Source organism: Amycolatopsis azurea DSM 43854, assembly GCF_001995215.1.
GTDB classification, from domain to species: domain Bacteria; phylum Actinomycetota; class Actinomycetes; order Mycobacteriales; family Pseudonocardiaceae; genus Amycolatopsis; species Amycolatopsis azurea.
Map to the genome: position 1 here is coordinate 174,334 of NZ_MUXN01000027.1, position 18,619 is coordinate 192,952.

15 protein-coding genes and 1 pseudogene are annotated in these 18,619 nt (G+C 69.2%); 8 read left to right on the plus strand and 8 right to left on the minus strand.

Features of this window, described 5'->3' with window-relative positions; genetic code table 11:
• Positions 1 to 88: 88 nt before the first annotated feature.
• Together B0293_RS35720 and B0293_RS35725 are read left to right on the plus strand one after the other, a co-directional pair.
• On the plus strand, positions 89 to 1,885 hold the full coding sequence (locus B0293_RS35720) for an AfsR/SARP family transcriptional regulator (RefSeq protein WP_005161198.1): 1,797 nt from the start codon (positions 89 to 91) through the stop codon (positions 1,883 to 1,885).
• A gap of 132 nt (positions 1,886 to 2,017) precedes the next feature.
• Positions 2,018 to 2,497, plus strand: coding sequence for a cupin domain-containing protein (locus B0293_RS35725; RefSeq protein WP_005161197.1), 480 nt, complete (start codon positions 2,018 to 2,020; stop codon positions 2,495 to 2,497).
• A gap of 3 nt (positions 2,498 to 2,500) precedes the next feature.
• Here the strand turns inward: B0293_RS35725 and B0293_RS35730 are convergent, their stop codons facing one another.
• On the minus strand, positions 2,501 to 2,908 hold the full coding sequence (locus B0293_RS35730) for a RidA family protein (protein ID WP_005161194.1): 408 nt from the start codon (positions 2,906 to 2,908) through the stop codon (positions 2,501 to 2,503).
• Positions 2,909 to 3,005: 97 nt separating this feature from the next.
• Between B0293_RS35730 and B0293_RS35735 the strand changes: the two genes are divergently transcribed.
• From B0293_RS35735 to B0293_RS35745, 3 genes are all read left to right on the plus strand, one after another.
• Positions 3,006 to 3,398 (plus strand): winged helix-turn-helix transcriptional regulator, encoded by a 393-nt coding sequence (locus B0293_RS35735; RefSeq protein WP_005161191.1) that lies wholly within the window; start codon positions 3,006 to 3,008, stop codon positions 3,396 to 3,398.
• Positions 3,399 to 3,457: 59 nt separating this feature from the next.
• Positions 3,458 to 4,393, plus strand: coding sequence for a helix-turn-helix domain-containing protein (locus B0293_RS35740; RefSeq protein WP_005161187.1), 936 nt, complete (start codon positions 3,458 to 3,460; stop codon positions 4,391 to 4,393).
• A gap of 83 nt (positions 4,394 to 4,476) precedes the next feature.
• Positions 4,477 to 6,288 carry a fibronectin type III domain-containing protein gene (locus B0293_RS35745; RefSeq protein WP_005161184.1) on the plus strand — a complete coding sequence of 604 codons (1,812 nt, stop codon included), beginning with the start codon at positions 4,477 to 4,479 and terminating at the stop codon, positions 6,286 to 6,288.
• 66 nt (positions 6,289 to 6,354) lie between these two features.
• Here B0293_RS35745 and B0293_RS35750 read toward each other — a convergent pair whose 3' ends face one another.
• Positions 6,355 to 7,128, minus strand: coding sequence for a maleylpyruvate isomerase N-terminal domain-containing protein (locus B0293_RS35750; RefSeq protein WP_077241468.1), 774 nt, complete (start codon positions 7,126 to 7,128; stop codon positions 6,355 to 6,357).
• Between the two features lie 299 nt (positions 7,129 to 7,427).
• Between B0293_RS35750 and B0293_RS35755 the strand changes: the two genes are divergently transcribed.
• Positions 7,428 to 8,876 carry a DHA2 family efflux MFS transporter permease subunit gene (locus B0293_RS35755; RefSeq protein WP_005161180.1) on the plus strand — a complete coding sequence of 483 codons (1,449 nt, stop codon included), beginning with the start codon at positions 7,428 to 7,430 and terminating at the stop codon, positions 8,874 to 8,876.
• A 12-nt stretch (positions 8,877 to 8,888) separates the two neighbouring features.
• Here the strand turns inward: B0293_RS35755 and B0293_RS35760 are convergent, their stop codons facing one another.
• Genes B0293_RS35760 through B0293_RS35770 form a run of 3 tightly spaced genes read right to left on the minus strand, consistent with a single transcriptional unit; the run spans position 8,889 to position 12,138 of the window.
• Entirely contained in the window at positions 8,889 to 10,016 is a 1,128-nt protein-coding gene (locus tag B0293_RS35760; protein ID WP_005161177.1) for an acyltransferase family protein, read from the minus strand.
• A gap of 57 nt (positions 10,017 to 10,073) precedes the next feature.
• Positions 10,074 to 11,468 (minus strand): sensor histidine kinase, encoded by a 1,395-nt coding sequence (locus B0293_RS35765; RefSeq protein ID WP_005161176.1) that lies wholly within the window; start codon positions 11,466 to 11,468, stop codon positions 10,074 to 10,076.
• A complete protein-coding gene (locus B0293_RS35770; protein ID WP_039918952.1) occupies positions 11,461 to 12,138 on the minus strand; it encodes a response regulator transcription factor in 678 nt (225 codons plus the stop codon). Before B0293_RS35770 ends, B0293_RS35765 begins: the two co-directional genes overlap by 8 nt.
• Positions 12,139 to 12,232: 94 nt before the next feature.
• Here B0293_RS35770 and B0293_RS35775 point away from each other — a divergent pair, with 94 nt between their 5' ends.
• Entirely contained in the window at positions 12,233 to 12,832 is a 600-nt protein-coding gene (locus tag B0293_RS35775; RefSeq protein ID WP_077241469.1) for a hypothetical protein, read from the plus strand.
• Between the two features lie 219 nt (positions 12,833 to 13,051).
• Here B0293_RS35775 and B0293_RS35780 read toward each other — a convergent pair whose 3' ends face one another.
• Positions 13,052 to 14,509, minus strand: coding sequence for an SDR family oxidoreductase (locus tag B0293_RS35780; protein WP_039918951.1), 1,458 nt, complete (start codon positions 14,507 to 14,509; stop codon positions 13,052 to 13,054).
• A gap of 48 nt (positions 14,510 to 14,557) precedes the next feature.
• Positions 14,558 to 15,040 carry a MarR family winged helix-turn-helix transcriptional regulator gene (locus B0293_RS35785; RefSeq protein WP_005161169.1) on the minus strand — a complete coding sequence of 161 codons (483 nt, stop codon included), beginning with the start codon at positions 15,038 to 15,040 and terminating at the stop codon, positions 14,558 to 14,560.
• A gap of 106 nt (positions 15,041 to 15,146) precedes the next feature.
• Between B0293_RS35785 and B0293_RS35790 the strand changes: the two genes are divergently transcribed.
• Positions 15,147 to 17,177, plus strand: coding sequence for an MMPL family transporter (locus B0293_RS35790; RefSeq protein WP_005161166.1), 2,031 nt, complete (start codon positions 15,147 to 15,149; stop codon positions 17,175 to 17,177).
• Here B0293_RS35790 and B0293_RS35795 read toward each other — a convergent pair.
• Positions 17,089 to 18,540, minus strand: a pseudogene (locus B0293_RS35795) (MFS transporter); the annotation flags it as partial. The gene B0293_RS35790 and the pseudogene B0293_RS35795 overlap by 89 nt on opposite strands.
• Positions 18,541 to 18,619 lie beyond the last annotated feature (79 nt).

Below are 18,619 nucleotides of genomic sequence, written 5' to 3' on the forward strand. Positions count from 1 at the left end.
ACGCGAAGTGAACGTCCGGCAAAGTCGTCGGTGATAGAACTGCTTGGGGGTCTCACGTTTCTGTCTCCAACTCTCGGGAGAGGTGTGAGTGACGTCGATCGAGTTCAGGATTCTGGGGAGGCTCGAGGTACACACCGGAGGCGGGACGATCGCGCTGGGCTCCGCGAAGCAGCGTGCGCTTCTGGCCGCGTTGCTGCTGCATCCCGGCCGGACGGTCCCGATCCGCAGGCTGCTCCAGACGTTGTGGGGAGACGAACCGCCGCTTTCCGCGGTCGCCAACCTGCGCACCTACGCGAACCGGCTCCGGAGCGTGCTTCCGGGGGAACGGATATCCGGCCGCGCTTCGGGTTACGAAATCCTGCTGCGCCAAGGAGAATTGGATCTTCACGTGTTCACCGAGCGAGCCGGGGCCGGCCGGGCGGCGCTCGCACGCGGTGATCACGCCGCCGCTGTCCGCCATCTCGGTGAGGCGCTTTCGGCCTGCCGTGGCGCGGCGTTGGAAGACCTCGCCGACAACGAGGCGCTCGCCGGGTCGATCGCACCCGTCGAGGAGCTACGGCTTTCGGTCGCCGAAGACCATCTCGACGCCCGGCTCCGGCTCGGCGAACACCGCGAGGTGATCGCGCCGCTGCGCGAGTTCGTCGCCGAACATCCGCTGCGGGAGCGGTTGTGGGCGCATCTGATGACCGCTCTGTATCGGTCCGGAGATCCGGCGGGAGCGCTCGCCGTCTACACCGACTGTCGCCGGGTGCTCGCGGACCGTCTCGGTCTCGAACCGTCGCCGGATCTGGCCGAACTCCATCGGGCGATGCTGGACCGCGATCCCCGGCTCACCACGGTTTCCGCCTGCGCCGTCACCGCGCCCGAACCGGCGACGCCGCGCGAACTTCCGGTGCGGTGCCGGTCGTTCGCCGGACGGGCCGGGGACACCGCGAAACTGACCGCGCTGCTCACCGGGGCCGACCGGGCCGGGCCGAACGTCGCGGTGGTGCACGGTCCCTGCGGCATCGGGAAGACCGCGCTGGTCCTGGAAGTGGCACATCGGGCGGGCGGGCGGTTCCCCGGCGGGCAGCTGTACGTCGACCTGAGCGCCAACGGTCCGGATTCCCGGCTTCCGGCCCGGCTGCTGCGACATCTCGGCCTTCCCGCCGCGGACATCCCGCGCGAGGAGGACGAGGCCGCCGCCGTGCTCCGCTCGCACCTCGCCCACCGCGCGGTGCTGCTGGTGCTCGACGGCGCGACCGGATCCGCCGTACTCCGCTCCCTACTCCCGGCGACGGGTTCGTGCGCGGTGCTGATCACCAGCCGCTCACCGTTGATGCTGGACGGCGCCGACCAGGTCGCGCTCGGCAGGCTGTCCGATGAGGACGGACTCGACCTGCTGGCCGGACTGGCCGGGCGGTCCAAAGTGGACGGCGAACCCGGTGCGGCGGCGGAGATCGTGCGGTACTGCCACGGGATCCCGGCCGCGCTGCGGATCGCGGGCACCATCCTGGCCAACCGGCCGAACCGGCCGTTGTCCTGGCTCGCGCACCGGCTCGCCCCCGAGGAGAGCAGGCTGGACGAACTCGGCTTCGGCGGGGAGTCGCTGCGCGCGCTGTACTCGTCGGCGTCCCTGCCGATCACGGCGGGCGGGGATCCCTTGGCCACAGCCGCGTTCCGCCTGCTCGGCAGGCCCGGGTTCGAGGTGTGCAGCACCGGCCGGGCCGCCACCGTCCTCGACACGTGCCCACTGAAGGCCGAGGCCGCGCTGGATCGCCTGGTCGACCTCGGGCTCGCCGAATGGGGCGAGCGGGACACTTACCGGCTCCCTCCGCTCATGCGGCTGTTCTCGGCCGAACTCGGCGCGACCGTTCCCGCCCAGCGAAGCGCGCTGTCCTGGTGACCGGCCGCATCGATCGATAACTTCCCCATTATCGATCTTTGCGGCTTTCCGCATTGATCAAGCCGGGGTCCCAGGAGAAGCTTGTCCTGTCAGCGAGCCTGCTGAACACGGAAAACCAAGGGAGACTTCACCATGTTCGACCCCATCCTCCTCCGGGCCGCCGACGCCGAGATCGTCAGCGACGCGCCGGGCAGCGACATCACCCTGCTGGCGGACTCGGACATCACCGACGGGGGCTTCACCGCGAACCGCGCGACCCTTAAGGACGGCGTCTTCGGCACCCCGGCCCACTTCCACACCCGCGCGACCGAGTTCTTCTTCGTCCTGGAAGGAAAACTCCAGGTTCTCGTCGACGAAACCCTGCACACGCTGGAGAAGGGCGACTTCCTCGCCGTTCCGCCCCAGGTTCCGCACGCGTTCGGGCCCGAGGCAGGCTCGGACGCCGACGTCCTGGTGACCTTCACCCCCGGCATGGCCCGCTTCGACTACTACCGGCTTCTCGACAGGGTCGCTCGCGGTGAAGCCGACCCGTCCGAGATCGCCGCGTCGTCGAAGCAGTACGACAACCACTACGTCGACAGCCCGATCTGGCGTGCCGCGCGCGGTCAGTGAGGGTCAGTCGATGACCGCGGTCGCCTCGACCTCGACCAGGTGCTCGGGCACGTCGAGTGCCGCGACACCGATCAGCGTGCCCGGCGGGACCGGGGTGCCACCCAGCTTCGCGGCGGCCCGGTCCACGCCTTCGAGGAAGAGCGCGAGCTTGTCCGGAGTCCAGTCGACGACGTAGACGGTCATCTTCGCGACGTCGTCGAAGGTGGCGCCGGCCTCGGCGAGCGCGGTGGCGATGTTCAGGTAGCACTGTTCGACTTGAGCGGCGAGATCGCCTTCGCCGACCACGACGCCGTCCGCGTCCCAGGAGACCTGCCCCGCGATGAAGACCAGCTTCGACCCGGTCGCGATCGACACCTGCCGGTACGCGGGGATCTCCGGCAGTGCGGGCGGATTCACCAGGGTGATGCTCATCCGTACTCCTTTTCTTGGTCACTTGTGGTTACCCAGGAACTGTAGGAGAGTGTGCGACGAACTGGAAGAACGCACTTTTTCGTGACTGGGGAACCTGATGGTGACCAAGCAGCTCAGCGGCAAGACGGACGACGCGGGCGTGATGCGGGCCGACTCGCTGGCGCGGGAGATCTTCTCCGACATCGCCAACAAGTGGGCCCTCCTGATCATCGAGACCGTCGGCGACGACACCCGGCGGTTCACCGAACTCCGGAACGACATCGAGGGCATCAGCCACAAGATGCTCACCCAGAATCTGCGGATGCTGGAACGCAACGGCCTGATCGAGCGGACGGTGCATCCCACCGTGCCGCCGCGGGTCGACTACACCCTCACCGAGGCGGGCCACGGCCTGCGCGCGACGGTCGACGGGATGTGCGACTGGACGCACCGGTTCCTCGGCCACATCGACGACGCACGCCGCCGGTTCGAAGCGCCTGTTAACGGTTAAGGGCCTGGCCAGAGCCTTGACCGGTTCAATTACCCGTCGCCCGGTTCTATGCTCGTCGCGTGATCTCCGGCGGAGCGGAACCCCGGCCCGAGTTCGAGCGGTTGCTCCGCGACGGGCCGTTCGCCGACGCGCTCCGCGAGGCGATCCGGGTGCGTGGCCTCAGCCTGGAACGCCTGCGTGACCATCTCCGCGCTCGCGGCGTCTCGATCACCGCGGCGACGCTCAGCTACTGGCAGTCCGGGCGCAGCCGTCCGGAACGCCGCGATTCCGTGCTCGGACTCCGTCACCTCGAACGGGTGCTGGAGGTTCCGCCCGGGAGCCTGACCGCGTTGCTCGGACCGCCGCGGGCACGCGGCCGATGGCCCGCCCGCACCGACGGTCTCCCGGAGATCGGCCGGTACTGGCCGGACCGGTCACGGATCGACGCGGCCATCAGCGAAGTCGACACCCGGTGGGACGAAAGGCTGACCAGGATCAGCCAGCATGACGTCGTCTCCGTCGGTCCCGGCCAGGAGGAGCTCGCGTTCCGGTCGCGTCAGGTGCTCCGCGCCGAAGCCGACGGCCCGGATCGCTGGGTGATGATCGTCCACATCGACGAGCACGACCGGCCGCTGCCCGCGGTGACCTCGCTACGGGGCTGCCGGCCCGGCCGGAGCGTGCACCGCCCCGAAGACGGTCTGCTCGTGATGGAATTGCTCTTCGAACGGCCGCTCGCGAAAGGCGAAACGGTCATCACGGAGCACACTCTGGTGAACTGCGCACCGTTCCCGCACGCGACCAACTACGAACGCAAATTCCGGCTGCCCGCCCGGGAATACGTACTCGAGGTCCACTTCTCCCCCGGCCTTCTTCCGGCACGCTGCCGCCGCTATTCCGAACAGGACGGGCAGCCCGCGGAGTGGACGGAAGTCCAGCCGGGCAGCGATTCCGTGCACGGTGTCGCACTGAATTTCGGCCCTGGCCGGTTCGGTTTCGAATGGGATTGGGACTCTTAAGTGTTAACGACTCGCGGGCCTACAATTCCGGGAGGTGAGGGATTTACCGTCTGCGCACCACCTTTTCGATTGAAGGAGTGCGCATGCGAGTGCTTTCCTATCTGAGTCTCGTCGCCTTGGCCGCGTTGGGGCTCAGCCCGGCGGCTCAGGCCGCGACACCACCTGCTCCGGTCCATCCGGACGCCGAGGTGAACGGGGTGGCGGCCGCGTTCGGGCTCACCGTGTCCGAAGCGAAGTCCCAGCTGGCCGCCCAGGACGAAGCCCACCGGCTGGCGGCGTCGCTCCCGGACGGACTGCGCGCCCGCACAGCCGGGCAATGGTTCGACGCGGCCGCGGGCAAGCTGACCTTGGCCGTCACGAACGCGACGGACGCCGACGCGGCCAGGGCCGCCGGCGCCGAACCGCGACTGGTGTCCCGGACCAAGGCCGATCTCGACCGCACGGACGAGGCCGTCCGCGCGCTGGTCGGCGACGGCGTACCCGGCGTGTTCGGCTGGGGCGTCGACGTTCGGAACAACGAGGTCGGCGTCTCGGTCGACCGCGGCCGCAAGACCACCGAGACCGAGAGTTTCCTTTCCCGGGCGAGGACTCTCGGCGTGCGGATCACGGAAACCGGGTCTTCACCCGCGCAGCAGGCCGGCACGATCCAAACCGGCAACCCGTGGTGGCCGGGCGGCGAGAGCAACTGTTCGGTCGGCTTCGGCGCGACCGATTCGGCGGGCGCCAAGCATTTCCTCACCGCCGGGCACTGCACGAACGACCGTGACCAAGCCGCCTACGGCGCGTCGGGTCAGCAGAACCGGATCGGCACGTCGAACGTCGGCGGGACGCGCAGCGTCAACGCCCGCGAAGGCGACATGGGCGTGGTCGCGGCGACACAGTCCGGCTGGGAACTCTCGGCGGCGGTCAACACCTGGGGCGAACCCGCCGTCACGGTCACGGGTTCGGCCGAGGCCATGGTCGGCGACCGGGTCTGTCACTCCGGGAACACGTCGAAGTGGAAGTGCGGCGAGGTGAAGTACACGCACAAGGCCGTCGACTACGGCGGCGGGCTGATCATCGAGGACCTGACCTGGACGACGGCGTGTTCGCTCGGCGGCGACTCGGGCGGCGGCTGGCTACTCGGCACCAAGGCGGTCGGCCTGCACGACGGCGGCCCGTCGAAGTGCGTGGAGAACCCGAGCGACGGGGACATGTCCCTCTTCCAGCCGGTGATCGAAGCGCTGAACAAGTGGAACCTCACGCTGGTGACCGGCGGTGGCGGCGACACGACGGCGCCGACCGCCCCCGGCAACGCGCGGACCAGCGGCACGACGTCGAACAGCGTCTCGCTGGCCTGGGACGCCGCGACGGACAACGTCGGTGTCACCGGTTACGACGTCTACAACGGCTCGGCGCTCGCGACGTCCGTTGCCGGCACCAGCGCCACGGTGACCGGACTCGCCCCGGACACCTCCTACAGCTTCACCGTGAAGGCCCGTGACGCGGCCGGGAACGTGTCGCCCGCGAGCGGTGTCGTGTCCGCCAAGACGGCGCCCGGCAACGGCGGCGTCCGGACCCTGAGCAACGACACCGACTTCGCGATCCGCGACCATCAGCAGGTGTTCAGCCCGGTGACCTCGACCCTCACCGGGCAGGCCTCGACGTCGCTCGGGATCTCGGTGACGATCCGGCACACCTGCGCCGAGGACCTCGGCGTGACGCTCTTGGACCCGAAGGGCAAGGCCTACCCGCTCAAGTACAGCGGCGGTTCCGTGTGCACGGCCTGGAGCGGCGCCCGGACGTTCTCGGTGCCCGGCGCGTCGTCCCCGGCGGGCGGGAAGTGGCAGTTGCGGGTCACCGACTACGGCCCCGGTGACACCGGGGTACTCGACACCTGGTCGCTGACGCTCTAGGAAGTTCCGTGAAGGACTCCTTGAGGGACTCTGGGTCCCTCAAGGAGTCCTTCACGGAACTTCGCGCTAAGGCAGACGCACGACCCGCAGGAAAGCGGGCAACAGCCACGGCCGGGGACCGCTGACGACGATCTTGCGCTTCAGCGCGGTGCGCACTCGGCCGACCCGGTGGAACATCATCAGGTTCAGCGACGGCGGGTCGAACGAGATCCGCGCGTCGACCGGCCCACCGGGTTCCTCGACTGTGACCCGGCCCCGGTGCAGCACCAGCACGACCGGGGTCGTGTACGGCGAGCGGAACGCCACGGCGATCCGCCTTTCCCGCGGCGGTTCGTCGGTGTCGAGAAGATGCCCGGTGTCATGGGTCAGCACGCCGACCATGAAGAGATCGAAGAACAGCGCCGCGTCACCCGGCGGGATCGTCCACGGCAGCTTCAGCGCCTCGGCGATGTCCCAGCCGTGGATCTGGAGTTCGTTGACCAAATGGGCGAGGACGCCCGCCAAGGGAACCTTCGAGTCACCGAGCCAGTCCAGTGGGGTCGCCGGGTCGGCGTCCTCGGTCACCCGCAGCACTTCTTCGATGTCCGCGAGCAGTCCGGTGATCAACACACCGATGTCGCGTTCCGGAAGATCCCGTAACACCATGGTGTTCAATACGGAAACTGTGTCCACAGTGGTCTTCTCGACCTGACCCTGCCCGCGGGCGTCCAGCAGCGAGGCCGTGCCCGGCCGCACGAGCGTCGTGTACATCTTCGCGATCAACGCGACGTGGGCGACGGTGTCGGCCACCGTCCACTCCGCGGTGACCATCGCGTCCGGATCCGGGACACCGGACACCATTTCCGCGAACCTCGCGCCCGTCACCCGGTAAGCGCGCCGTACCGATTGCCATTGATCAGCCGCGATCGCTCTGGTCACGGCACGAATTTTATCGTGGTGACACCGGGATTCCGTTCCGCTGCCGTGCGGTTCCGACACCTCCCGCGACGCAGTGACCGTACTCACTACGGAAATAAACGTGACAGGCACCGACTTGCACAGGCAGACTGAACGACGAATCGATTTCGCCTTCGCCGCCATCGTTGACGGCGCCGAAGGCCGTCCACGCGGAACCGTGCCCCTCCAGGAGCCCCACACAGATGACCGAGACCCTGCCCGAAACCACCCACGACCAGGAACGGGCACCGGCGCGCGCCGGGCTCCTGATCGGGGTCCTGGTCCTCTCCGCGTTCGTGATGATCCTCAACGAGACCATCCTGAGCGTCGCGCTGCGTGACCTGACCGTCGACCTCAAGGTCCCGACGACCACCGTGCAGTGGCTGACCAGCGGCTTCCTGCTCACCATGGCGGTCGTCATCCCGATCACCGGGTTCCTGCTCGAACGGTTCACCCCTCGCCAGGTCTTCCTCGCCTCGCTGACGCTGTTCAGCACCGGAACCCTGGTCAGCGCGCTCGCCCCGGGCTTCGCGCTCCTGCTGACCGGCCGGGTCATCCAGGCGTGCGGTACCGCGGTGATGCTGCCGCTGCTGATGACCACGGTCATGCGCCTGGTCCCGGTGGAGAAGCGCGGCGCCACGATGGGCACGATCACCATCGTCATCGCGGTCGCCCCCGCCATCGGCCCGACCATCGGCGGCGCGGTGCTCTCCTCGCTCGGCTGGCGCTGGATGTTCTGGATCGTGCTGCCGCTCTCGCTCGCCGCGCTGGCGGTCGGCGCGCTGCGGTTGCGGCTGGACAGTGACACCCGCAAGGTGCCGCTCGACGTCCTGTCGGTGATCTTGTCCGCCCTCGGTTTCGGCGGCGTGCTGTACGGCCTCTCGACGTCCGGCGAGTCGGCGGGCGGGCACCAGCCGGTGCCGCCGTGGGTGCCGATCGTCGTCGGGGTCGTGTCTCTCGCGGTGTTCACCTGGCGCCAGTTGCGCCTGCAGAAGGAAGACCGCGCGCTGCTGGACCTGCGCCCGTTCACGCATCGCAGTTTCGTCGTCTCGCTGGTGCTGACGGCGCTGCTGTTCATGTGCCTGCTAGGCGCCGCGGCGATCCTGCTTCCGCTGTACCTGCAGACCGTCCTGCACACGACCACGTTCGTCAGCGGGCTCGCGGTACTTCCCGGCGGTCTGGCCCTCGGGCTGCTCGGCCGTCCGGTCGGCGCGCTGTACGACCGCTTCGGCCCCCGGCCCCTGGTCATCCCCGGCGCGGCCGCGATGGCCGTCTCGCTGTGGCTGTTCGCGCTGCTCGGCGCGGACTCACCGCTGGTCGCGGTCATCGCCATCCACGTCCTCCTGATGTCCGGGCTCGGCCTGATGATGACGCCGCTGATGACCGAGTCGCTCAGTTCGCTGCCCGAGAACCTCTATCCGCACGGCAGCGCGATCCTCTCCACCCTGCAGCAGCTCGCCGGCGCGCTCGGCACCGCCGTGTTCATCGCGGTGGCCACGGCGAGCACAGCGACACCCGGGATGGCCAGCCCCGACGCGACGGGGATCCGCGCCGCGTTCATGGTCGGCGGCTGCGTCGGTGTGGCCGCGTTCCTCGGTTCGCTGCTGGTCAAGAAGAGCGCCGGTGCCACCCCGGCGGCCGCGCACCACTGACGACGGATCCGTTCACCCCGCGCCCGCCGCGGCCTCCACCCGAGGTCCGGCGGGCGTTCGGCGTTCGAGCAGCTTCCGGCCGTAGGCGATGGCGGGTCGTTCGACCCACCGGCCCAGCGCGCAGGCGAACAGCAGGGCGACACCGGTGGTCGCCGCGGCCTTGGCGATCCCGCTGGGCAACAGCCAGCCCGTGACACCGGCCGCTCCGGTCTGGGCCAGGTACAACGCGTACGAACGATCACCGACGAAGGTCAGCGGCCTGCTGGAAAGCAGGTTCCGGACCGGGCCCGGCGAGACGACGGCCACGAGCAGCAGTGCCGAGCCCGCCGCGTAGACCGGGACCACGAACTGCCAGTGCCCGCCCAGTGCCTTGGCCAGCGGGCCGACGGAGAACTGCAGCACGACGAACCCGCAGCCGATCGCCGTGGCGACGACCGGGCTGGTCAGCGGCCGCACCAGGGCGAACCCGCGGGGATGGTGGAGCGTCATCGCCAGCAGGCAGCCGATGACCAGCGAGCAGTAGTGCACCGAAAGGCTCGCCCAGGTGTGCGACGGAGCCAGCGGCAGCGCGAAGAGCACCACTCCGAGGACGGCCGACACGCCCAGCAGCAGGCGCAACGCCGTCTTCCCACTCCGCGCGAACGACGTCAGCACCAGCAGCGCGGGCCAGACCAGGTAGAACTTCTCCTCCACGCCCAGCGACCACGACGTCGGGTAGGGCGTGTTGTAATCGACGAGCTCGTTGCCGAAGACGAGGTAGTACGGCATGGCGTCGGCGAGCCTGCTGCTCTGGTACGTGCCGCCGAGCAGCACCGCGAGCGTGGTCAGCGCCAGGAGCAGGAAGTACACCGGCATGATCCGGAAGACCCGGCGCACGTAGAACCCGCGCAGCGAAATCCGGCCGGTGCGGCCTTCTTCGCGCAGCGCCAGCGTGGTGATCAGGAAGCCGGACAGCACGAAGAACAACTGCACGGCGATCCACCCCTGCAGGCGGTCCATGACGGGACCTCCGTAGTGGAAGAACACGACGGCCACGGCTGCGAGCGCGCGCACGCCGGTGAGCCCGGGGAACCACGACGAGGCCAAGTACTCGGCGTGGCCGAGGGGCCGCCACCAGGAGCGACGCGAGAGATCGGACATGGCCCACAGGTTCGGGCCGGGACGCTGAACCGAAGCTTAAGGAAGCTGAAGACGTCTTCAGCTTGGAGCGTCCGCCAAGGGCAGGCGGACGACGAGGCGGGCTCCGCCATCGTGGTCGGCGACCTCGACGGTGCCGCCATGCGCCTGGGCGATCTCGGCGACGATCGCCAGCCCGAGGCCCGCGCCACCGTCGTCACGCGCTCGTCCGTCGTCCAAGCGCACGAAACGGTCGAACACCCGCTCGCGGTCCTCGGCGGGGATGCCGGGTCCGTCGTCGGTGACCGTCAGCACGGCGAATCCATCCACTGTGGACAGTTCTACTCCAACGCCGGTACTGGTGTGGCGCTGCGCGTTGTCCACCAGGTTGCGCAGTAACCGTTCCAGCCGGCCGCGATTGCCGAGGACCGTCGGGTCGCCGTCGATCTCGGCACGGACGTTCTGTCGTCCGGAGAGACAGGATTCGACCACTTCGGACAGCCGCACCGGCGTGAGCCGTGCCGGTCCCGCGTTGTCCAGCTTGCCGAGCAGCACGAGATCGCCGACGAGGTCCTGCAACCGGGTGATGTCGAGGAGCGCGTTGCGGCAGGCTTCGCGCCAGTCGAGCCGGTCCGGATGCGCGAGCAGCACTTCCAGCTGGGTCCGCAGCGAGGCCAGCGGCGTGCGGAGTTCGTGCGACGCGTCCGAGGTGAACCGGCTCTGCCGGGTGACCGCGGTGTCCAGGCGGGCGAGCATCGTGTTCATCGTTTCCGCCAGCTTGGCGATCTCGTCGGCGCTGTCCGGCGCCGGGACCCGGCGGGAGAGGTCGTGCGCGCCGATCTCCGCGACCTCGGAGCGGATCGCCTCCACGGGGCGCAGCGACCGACGGACCGCGAACCACGCGATCGCCCCGATCAGCAGCGCGATCACGGGTACTCCAGCTAGCAGTGTCACACGCACCGAATCGAGAGCCGCTTGCCCGGACTCGTCGACGATGGCCGCACCGTAGATCCGGTACTTGCTGTCCCCGCTCACAGTGGCCGCCACGTGCAGCCGGAGTCCGTTTCCTTCGGGATCCTCCCCGAGCGCACTCGTGCAGCCGATGGATTCCTTGCCGGCGAGGTCGACGGCGCCAGGCTTGAGGTTCTGGACACTGTCGCCGTACTCGAAGCCCCCGTCAGGGACGATCGTCCCGAAACGCAGGCCGGGACAGGACGCGACCCGCTCGCCGGTCTGGGTGGTCACCTCGTAGATCGAAGCCTGCACCAGGAGCCGCAGATCGGCCGGGGCGGCCCCGGTGTTCAACACTTGGACGACCGCGGCCGCGCGCTCTCTCGCCACCTGCGCGGCACCGTTGCCCAGCCGGTTCTGGGCATCGAGCACCAGCCACGCCGAAACGACCGCCAGAGCGATGATCGACGCCAGGAAGGCGGTCATCGCGACCCGGAAACGGGTCGACTTCCACGCTTTAGGCACCGGAGCCCACCACGTGGTAGCCGGCGCCGCGGACCGTCCGGATCGTCTCCGCCCCGAACGGCAGGTCGATCTTGCGCCGCAGCGCGCTCATGTGGACCTCGACCAGGTTCGCGGTCGCCGACGCCGCGAAATCCCAGAGGTTCTCCAGCAGTTCGGCCTTGGTGACCACCTCGCCCTGCCGCTTCATGAGATACGCGAGCAAGGCGAACTCCTTGGTGGTCAACGAGATCTCGGCGACGCCACGACGGCAGGTGTGACTCGCCTGGTCGAGTTCGAGGTCGCCGAGCCGCAGCGTGCCCGGCCGAGTCGCTCCCCCGCGCCGGATCAGCGCCCGCAGCCGGGAGAGCAGGACGCCGTAGGAGAACGGCTTCGGCAGGAAGTCGTCGGCGCCGGTGTCCAGTGCCTCGATCTCGTCGTCCTCGCCGTCCTTCGCGGTCAGCATGAGGATCGGGGTGGTGTCGCCGCGTTCGCGCAGCTTCCGGCAGACGCGGTAGCCGTTGAGCCCGGGCAGCATGATGTCGAGGATCATCGCGGAGTAGGGATGCTCGTCGGCGTACCAGAGCGCGTCGCGGCCGTTGTGCGCGACGTCCACGGCGTAGCCCTCGGCGCTCAGGCCCGCCCGCAGCGATTCGGCCAGCCGTCGCTCGTCCTCGACGAGCAAGATCCTCATCCGCTCACGATCCCATACGGGCCGGACACCCTTGGTCACCGCGCCGGGCACAAATGCCCTCATGGGCCGGTGAACCCGTTGCCACCATCCGGTCATGCCCGCCAGCCGCCGTGGAGCGCTCGCCGTGACGCTCACCGCCGTCCTTCTCGCCGGATGCTCCGCCGAACCCGAGCCGCCACCCGCGTACCGGCTCGGCGGCGACGCGTGCGGGGCGGTGAACCCGGCGGATTTCGAAGCGCTCACCCACGCCACGGCGTCGAAAACACCGAGCGAGCTCGTCCCGGGACTCGGCGGCGGGAGCTGCAAGATGGAATTCGACGGTTCCGGCGGCTACGCCACGCTCTCGACCTTCATCGCGATCCACCCGTCGGGCGAGCCCGCCGCGAAGGCCATGTACGACGACTTCCGGAAGGGCGATGGTGAGCGCTCGGGTCCCGGCACCGACATCACCTTGTCCGACATCGAGGGCCTCGGCTCCGCCGCGTACCTCTACCGGCAGCACGACGACAAGAAGCCCTGGACCGTGGACGAACTCTGGCTCTACAAGTACAACGTCAGGCACGGCTCGCTGGTGCTCACCGTCTCCGGGAGCGGCTACGCGCGAGAAGCCGCCGGCTGGCCCTCGACGGAAGAGGACATGAAGGCCAGGGTCAGGAAGAGCGTCGACGAGACCATGAAGGCACTCAGGCCTTGACCACGGCCTGGTCCCGTACTCGTGAGTGGTAGGGACGGTTATTGGCGGGTAGGGCCAACGTGTCATGTCGTTGAGGTGTGTCCCCAATGTGGCGTTGGGGACACACCGGAACGCGACGCGAAGGGAACCTTCCCCGCATGCGATGCGACGAAAGTCCCCTTCACCAACCCGGCACGTTTGCCCTACCCCTCAATAACCGTCCTTACCACTCACGAGGGCTCAGGCCTCGCCTTGCGCGGCACCGGTGATGTTGCGGACCATGCCACCGAAGACGATCCCGTGGAAGGGCGCGATCCCCTTCCAGTACGCGTGCCCGGCCAGCCCGTGCGGCTCGAACACCGCCCGCTGCCGGTAGACCGTCGCACCGTCCTCATCGGACTCGACGCTGAGTTCGAGCCAGGCGCGCCCCGGCAGCTTCATCTCCGCCCGCAACCGCAGCATGCGCGGCCGGTCGAGATACTCGACGCGCCACCAGTCCAGCGCTTCGCCGAGGTGCAGCCGCCGGGGATCCCGCCGTCCGCGACGCAGCCCGACTCCACCGACGAGCCGATCGGCCCAGCCGCGGACCGACCACGCCAGCGGGAACGAGTACCAGCCGTGTTCCCCGCCGATGGACTCGATGACGTCCCACAGCGCTTCCGGCGAGGCGTCGGTCCGCTGCTCGCGTTTGTCCTCGTAGACGGTCCCGCCCGCCCAGTCCGGGTCGCTCGGCAGCGGATCCGAGGGCGCGGACGCCGTCGACGCGTCCGACCAGCGGGTCGGCACGTCGGCGTTGCGGATCCGGGTCAACGCCAGTTCGACGGCGTGTTCGTAGTGCGTCAGGCCCGCTTCCGGGTCCGGAATGTGCTCGGCGATCGCGTGGTCGTGGCAGACGACCTCGTGCACGAGCGATTCGATCAGCGGTACGGCGATCGACTTCGGCACGGGCGTGACCAGGTTGACCCACTGGGCGGACAGCCACGGGGTCAGCACCGGCACGGGCACGACGGCCCGCCTCGGCAGTCCGGCGACCACGGCGTAGCGCCGCATCATGTCCACGTAGGTCAGGACGTCGGGTCCGCCGATGTCGAAGGCGCCGTTCACTTCGGACGGCAGTTCGGCGGCGTGCACCAGGTAGTGCAGCACGTCGCGGATGGCGATCGGCTGGATGCGGTTGCGCACCCAGCGCGGGGTGACCATCGCGGGGAGCCGCTCGGTCAGGTAGCGCAGCATCTCGAAGCTCGCCGAGCCCGAGCCGATGATCACCGCGGCCTGCAGGACGATGGCGGGCACGCCGGAGTCCAGCAGAACGCGGCCCACTTCGGCGCGGGACGCCAGGTGCGGCGACAGTTCCTCGTCGTCCGGCACGATGCCGCCCAGGTACACCAGCCGTCGCGCGCCCGCCGTCTTCGCGGCCTCGGCGACGGTCCGCGCCGCCTCGCGGTCGACCTCGACGAAGTCCTTGCGTGACAAGGAATGCACGAGGTAGTAGACGACTTCGCAGTCGGTCAGCGCCGTCGCTATCGACGGCGGATCGGTGACGTCGCCGCGTTCGACCTCGACGAGGTCACGCCACGGCTCCTCGGCCACCTTCTCCGGGGAACGGGCCACCACCCGGACCTCGTGGCCCGCGTCGAGCAGTTGCGGCACCAGCCGTCCGCCGACGTAACCGGTCGCCCCGAGCACCACACATCGCATTCCCCGAGTGTTCCCGGGGAATGCGCGCACCGCAGTCCGAGTGGCCCGTTAGTGCGCCAGGCGACCGCGGACCTCCACGGTCGCGGCGATGCTGCCCCGCAGGAACCGGGCGACCGTCCGCCGCTCGTCCTCCCCCATGTCCCGCCACGCGGCGGCGTAGCTCTCGCCGAGCGGCAGGAAGAACTCGGCGCCGATCTGCCGGGCCTGGTCGTGCATCCGAAGTTCGACCTTGCGCCGGTCGGTCGCGCTCCGGTCCCGGTAGAGGTGCCCCGCCCGCTCCAGGCGGTCCAGCACCGACGTCGTCGCCGACGCGCTCAGGTGCAGCGCGCTCGCGAGCATGCTCGGACTCATCGGCGTCCCCATCCTGGCCGCGTCCATGATCACCGCGAGCGCGTTGAGATCCGTCCGGTGCAGGCCGTGCGCCTCGCCGAACATCTCGGCGAACCGATCCGACTCGACGGTCAGCTGCCGCAGCAGGAGAACCAGCAGGTCGTCCGTGACCAGCTCGGCCTCTTCAGCACCCTCCGACATGTCCGAAACCTCCCCTCCTGTTGCCCCGTCCGGGTGACCACTCTACTATTTCGATGGTCGAACTATTCACTCGTCGAAGTAGCACTGCCACGGGAGCCATCCGTCCATGATCTCGGAAGTCGAACACCCCGCCCGCACGCGGTCACGTCTGCGGTGGCTGCTCCCCGCTCTGGTCGCGGTGGCCTGGCTGATCTTCGGCGGGTTCAGCGGCCCGTACGCGGGCAAGCTGAGCCAGGTCACGGAGAACGACAGCAGCAGTTTCCTGCCCGCGTCCGCCGAAGCGACCGAGGTCGGCGAGCTCCAGAAGCAGTTCTCCAACTCGTCCGTCATCCCGGCGATCGTCGTCGCCGAACGGCCGTCGGGTCTGACCGAGGACGACAAGCGGTTCCTGACCGACCGGACGGCGAGCACCCGGCTCGTTCCCGCGCCGCAGAGCAACGCGGGCGCGCAGGTCGTCGTGCTCCTCGACGCCACCAGCGACCCCGGAGACGGCGTCGAGGCACTGCGGGACGCGCTCGCCAGCGACACCCCCGACGGGCTGAAGGTGCTCGTGACCGGCCCCGCCGCCCAGGTCGCCGACCTCAAGGAGGCGTTCGGCGGGATCGACGGGCTCCTGCTCCTGGTCGCGGGCGCGGTGGTCGCCCTCATCCTGATCATCGTCTACCGGAGCCCGCTGCTCCCCCTGCTCGTCCTCCTGTCGGCGGTGTTCGCGCTGGGCACGGCGAGTCTCGCGGTGTACCTGCTCGCGGATCACGACGTGCTGGCGTTGAACGGGCAGAGCCAGGGAATCCTGTTCATTCTCGTCTTCGGCGCCGCCACCGACTACGCGCTGCTGATGATCTCCCGCTATCGCGAGGAGCTCAGGACGACCGACGACGCCCGTTCCGCGCTCGGCACGGCCTGGCGCTCGACCATCGAACCGATCGCGGCCTCGGCCGGGACCGTGATCCTCGGCGTCCTCTGCCTGCTGTTCAGCGATCTGAACTCCAACAAGGGACTCGGCCCGGTCGCCGCCATCGGCATCGGCGCCGCGTTCCTCACGACCATCACGTTCCTGCCCGCCGTCCTGGCGTTGTGCGGGCGCAACGCCTTCTGGCCGTTCCGTCCGGCGGTGGCCCCGCCGAAGGAGGAAACCGGCGGACTGTGGGGCCGCGTGTCGGGCTGGATCTCCCGGGCGCCGCGCACGGTCTGGATCGTCACGACCGTCGTCCTGCTCGCGGGCGGCGCGTTCCTCCCGCAGCTCAAGGCTTCCGGCACCGCGCAGTCCGATGTCTTCCTCACGCCGGTCGATTCCGTGGCGGGCCAGGAAGTCCTTTCCCGCTACTTCCCCGGCGGTTCCGGTTCGCCCACGGTGATCATCACCCCCGCCGGGCAGGCGCAAGCGGTCACGACGTTGGCGCGCGTTCCCGGAGTCTCGGACGTCCGTCAGAGTGCCGAAGCGAATGGGCTCGCGAAGATCGACGCGGTGCTGACCGATCCCCCGGACTCCGACGCTGCCGTCGCGACGGTTCAGCGAATCCGCGAAGCCGTGCACGCCGTCGACGGCACGAAGGTCGGCGGGCCGACGGCGACTCTGCTCGACACCAGGGAGACCTCCGAACACGACCGCATGGTGATCATCCCGATCGTCCTGGTGGTGATCTTCCTCGTGCTCGCGCTGCTGCTGCGGTCACTGCTCGCGCCGCTGCTGCTGATCGGCACGGTGGTGCTGTCGTTCGCCGCGACGATGGGCGTCTCGGCGCTGGTGTTCAACCACGTCTTCGACTTCCCCGGCGCCGACCCGGTCGTCCCGCTGTTCGGCTTCGTCTTCCTTGTGGCGCTGGGAATCGACTACAACATCTTCCTGATGACCCGGGTCCGCGAAGAGGCGGGCAGGATCGGCACCCGGGACGGGACGTTGCGCGGCCTGCGCGTCACCGGCGGCGTGATCACGTCCGCGGGCGTCGTCCTCGCCGCGACCTTCGCAGCCCTGGCCGTCCTGCCCATCCTCTTCCTCGCTCAGCTGGCGTTCATCGTCGCGTTCGGCGTTCTGCTGGATACGCTTCTGGTGCGCTCGCTGCTGGTGCCGGCGCTGACGGTGGACGTCGGACGGAAGATCTGGTGGCCGTCGAAGCTGGCGAAGGCCGGCCGGGAATGAACGCGGCGATCGCCAGCGCGACGAGGGCGGTCGCCGAACCGAGTCCCATGATCAACCGGAACCCGCCCTGGGACGGGACCTGAACCGGTCCGAAGGAGACGGTCAGCTGCGCGAGGATCACCCCGGCGACAGCGCTGGAGATCGACGTACCGATCGCGCGCATCAGGGTGTTGAGACTGTTCGCGGCGGCCGTCTCCGACACCGGGACCGCGCCCATGATCAGCGCGGGCATCGCTCCGTACGCGAGCCCGATGCCCGCGCCGATCAGAGCGGACACCAGCACGAGATGCCACACGTTGGCCATCAGGACGACGCCGAGGCCGTAGCCGGCGGCGACCACGAACGCGCCGGACATCAGCGTCACCTTGGGGCCGCGTGCTTTCGTGATCCGCGCCGACAGCGGGGCGGTCAGCATCATCACGACCCCGGACGGCACCAGCACCAGACCAGTGACCAGCATGGTCTGCCCCAGTCCGTAGCCGGTCGCGGCGGGGAGCTGGAGGATCTGCGGCAGCACCAGCGACTGCGCGAACATGGCGAACGCGAACACGATCGACGTCAGGTTGGTCAGCAGGACCTGACGCCGGACCGTCGTCCGCAGATCCACCAGCGGCCGGATCGTCCGCAGTTCCCAGCGGCCCCACAGCAGCAGGACGAGCGCGGCGGCCCCGAAAAGGCCCAGGGTCCGCCCACTCGCCCAGCCCCACTGCGCGCCCTTCGAGATCGCCAGCAGCAGGCAGACCAGCGCCGCCGAAAGCCCCACGGCGCCGACGAGATCGAACCGTCCGCCGGTGCGCACGCCCGATTCGGGGACGAACGCCAGCACGAGCGCGGTCACGACGGCACCGAGCCCGGCGGCGATCCAGAACAGCAGATGCCAGTCGGCGTTCTCGGCGAGCAACGCGGCCGCGGGCAGGCCGAGAGCACCGCCGACCCCGAGTGACGCGCTCATCGTCGCGGTCGCCGAAGCGAGCCTTTCGACCGGGAGTTCGTCGCGCATGATGCTGATCCCGAGCGGGATCACCCCGGCCGCGAAGCCCTGCAGCACCCGGCCGGCGACCATCGGCACCAGCGTGTCGCTGAGCCCGGCGACGACCGAACCGGCGATCAGCATGCCGAGGCTGAGCAGCAGCATCCGCCGTTTCCCGTACATGTCGCCGAGCCTGCCGACGACGGGTGTCGCGACCGCGCTCGCGAGCAACGTCGCCGTGATGACCCAGGTCGCGTCGGCGGGCGACGCGTCCAGGAGCTCCGGCAGTTTCGGGATCAGCGGGATGACCAGGGTCTGCATCAGCGAGACCACGATCCCGCCCAGCGCCAACACCACCAGGACCACTTGAGGGCGCGGCACGGGCTGAGTCATACGGGTCCTCCGGAAGAGATCGAGAGCGAACGGATCCAACTTAAGTCAGTTGATTGACTTATGCCAACAGTCCGGGCAC

Excerpts from the sequence above, each read along its gene's own strand:
- B0293_RS35745 (WP_005161184.1), top strand. The coding sequence starts at position 4,477 with ATGCGAGTGCTTTCCTATCTGAGTCTCGTCGCCTTGGCCGCGTTGGGG.
- B0293_RS35780 (WP_039918951.1), bottom strand. The coding sequence starts at position 14,509 with ATGCGATGTGTGGTGCTCGGGGCGACCGGTTACGTCGGCGGACGGCTG.
- B0293_RS35785 (WP_005161169.1), bottom strand. The coding sequence starts at position 15,040 with ATGTCGGAGGGTGCTGAAGAGGCCGAGCTGGTCACGGACGACCTGCTG.
- B0293_RS35775 (WP_077241469.1), top strand. The coding sequence starts at position 12,233 with ATGCCCGCCAGCCGCCGTGGAGCGCTCGCCGTGACGCTCACCGCCGTC.
- B0293_RS35750 (WP_077241468.1), bottom strand. The coding sequence starts at position 7,128 with ATGGTGTCCGGTGTCCCGGATCCGGACGCGATGGTCACCGCGGAGTGG.
- B0293_RS35760 (WP_005161177.1), bottom strand. The coding sequence starts at position 10,016 with ATGTCCGATCTCTCGCGTCGCTCCTGGTGGCGGCCCCTCGGCCACGCC.
- B0293_RS35730 (WP_005161194.1), bottom strand. The coding sequence starts at position 2,908 with ATGAGCATCACCCTGGTGAATCCGCCCGCACTGCCGGAGATCCCCGCG.
- B0293_RS35770 (WP_039918952.1), bottom strand. The coding sequence starts at position 12,138 with ATGAGGATCTTGCTCGTCGAGGACGAGCGACGGCTGGCCGAATCGCTG.
- B0293_RS35790 (WP_005161166.1), top strand. The coding sequence starts at position 15,147 with ATGATCTCGGAAGTCGAACACCCCGCCCGCACGCGGTCACGTCTGCGG.
- B0293_RS35725 (WP_005161197.1), top strand. The coding sequence starts at position 2,018 with ATGTTCGACCCCATCCTCCTCCGGGCCGCCGACGCCGAGATCGTCAGC.
- B0293_RS35735 (WP_005161191.1), top strand. The coding sequence starts at position 3,006 with ATGGTGACCAAGCAGCTCAGCGGCAAGACGGACGACGCGGGCGTGATG.
- B0293_RS35755 (WP_005161180.1), top strand. The coding sequence starts at position 7,428 with ATGACCGAGACCCTGCCCGAAACCACCCACGACCAGGAACGGGCACCG.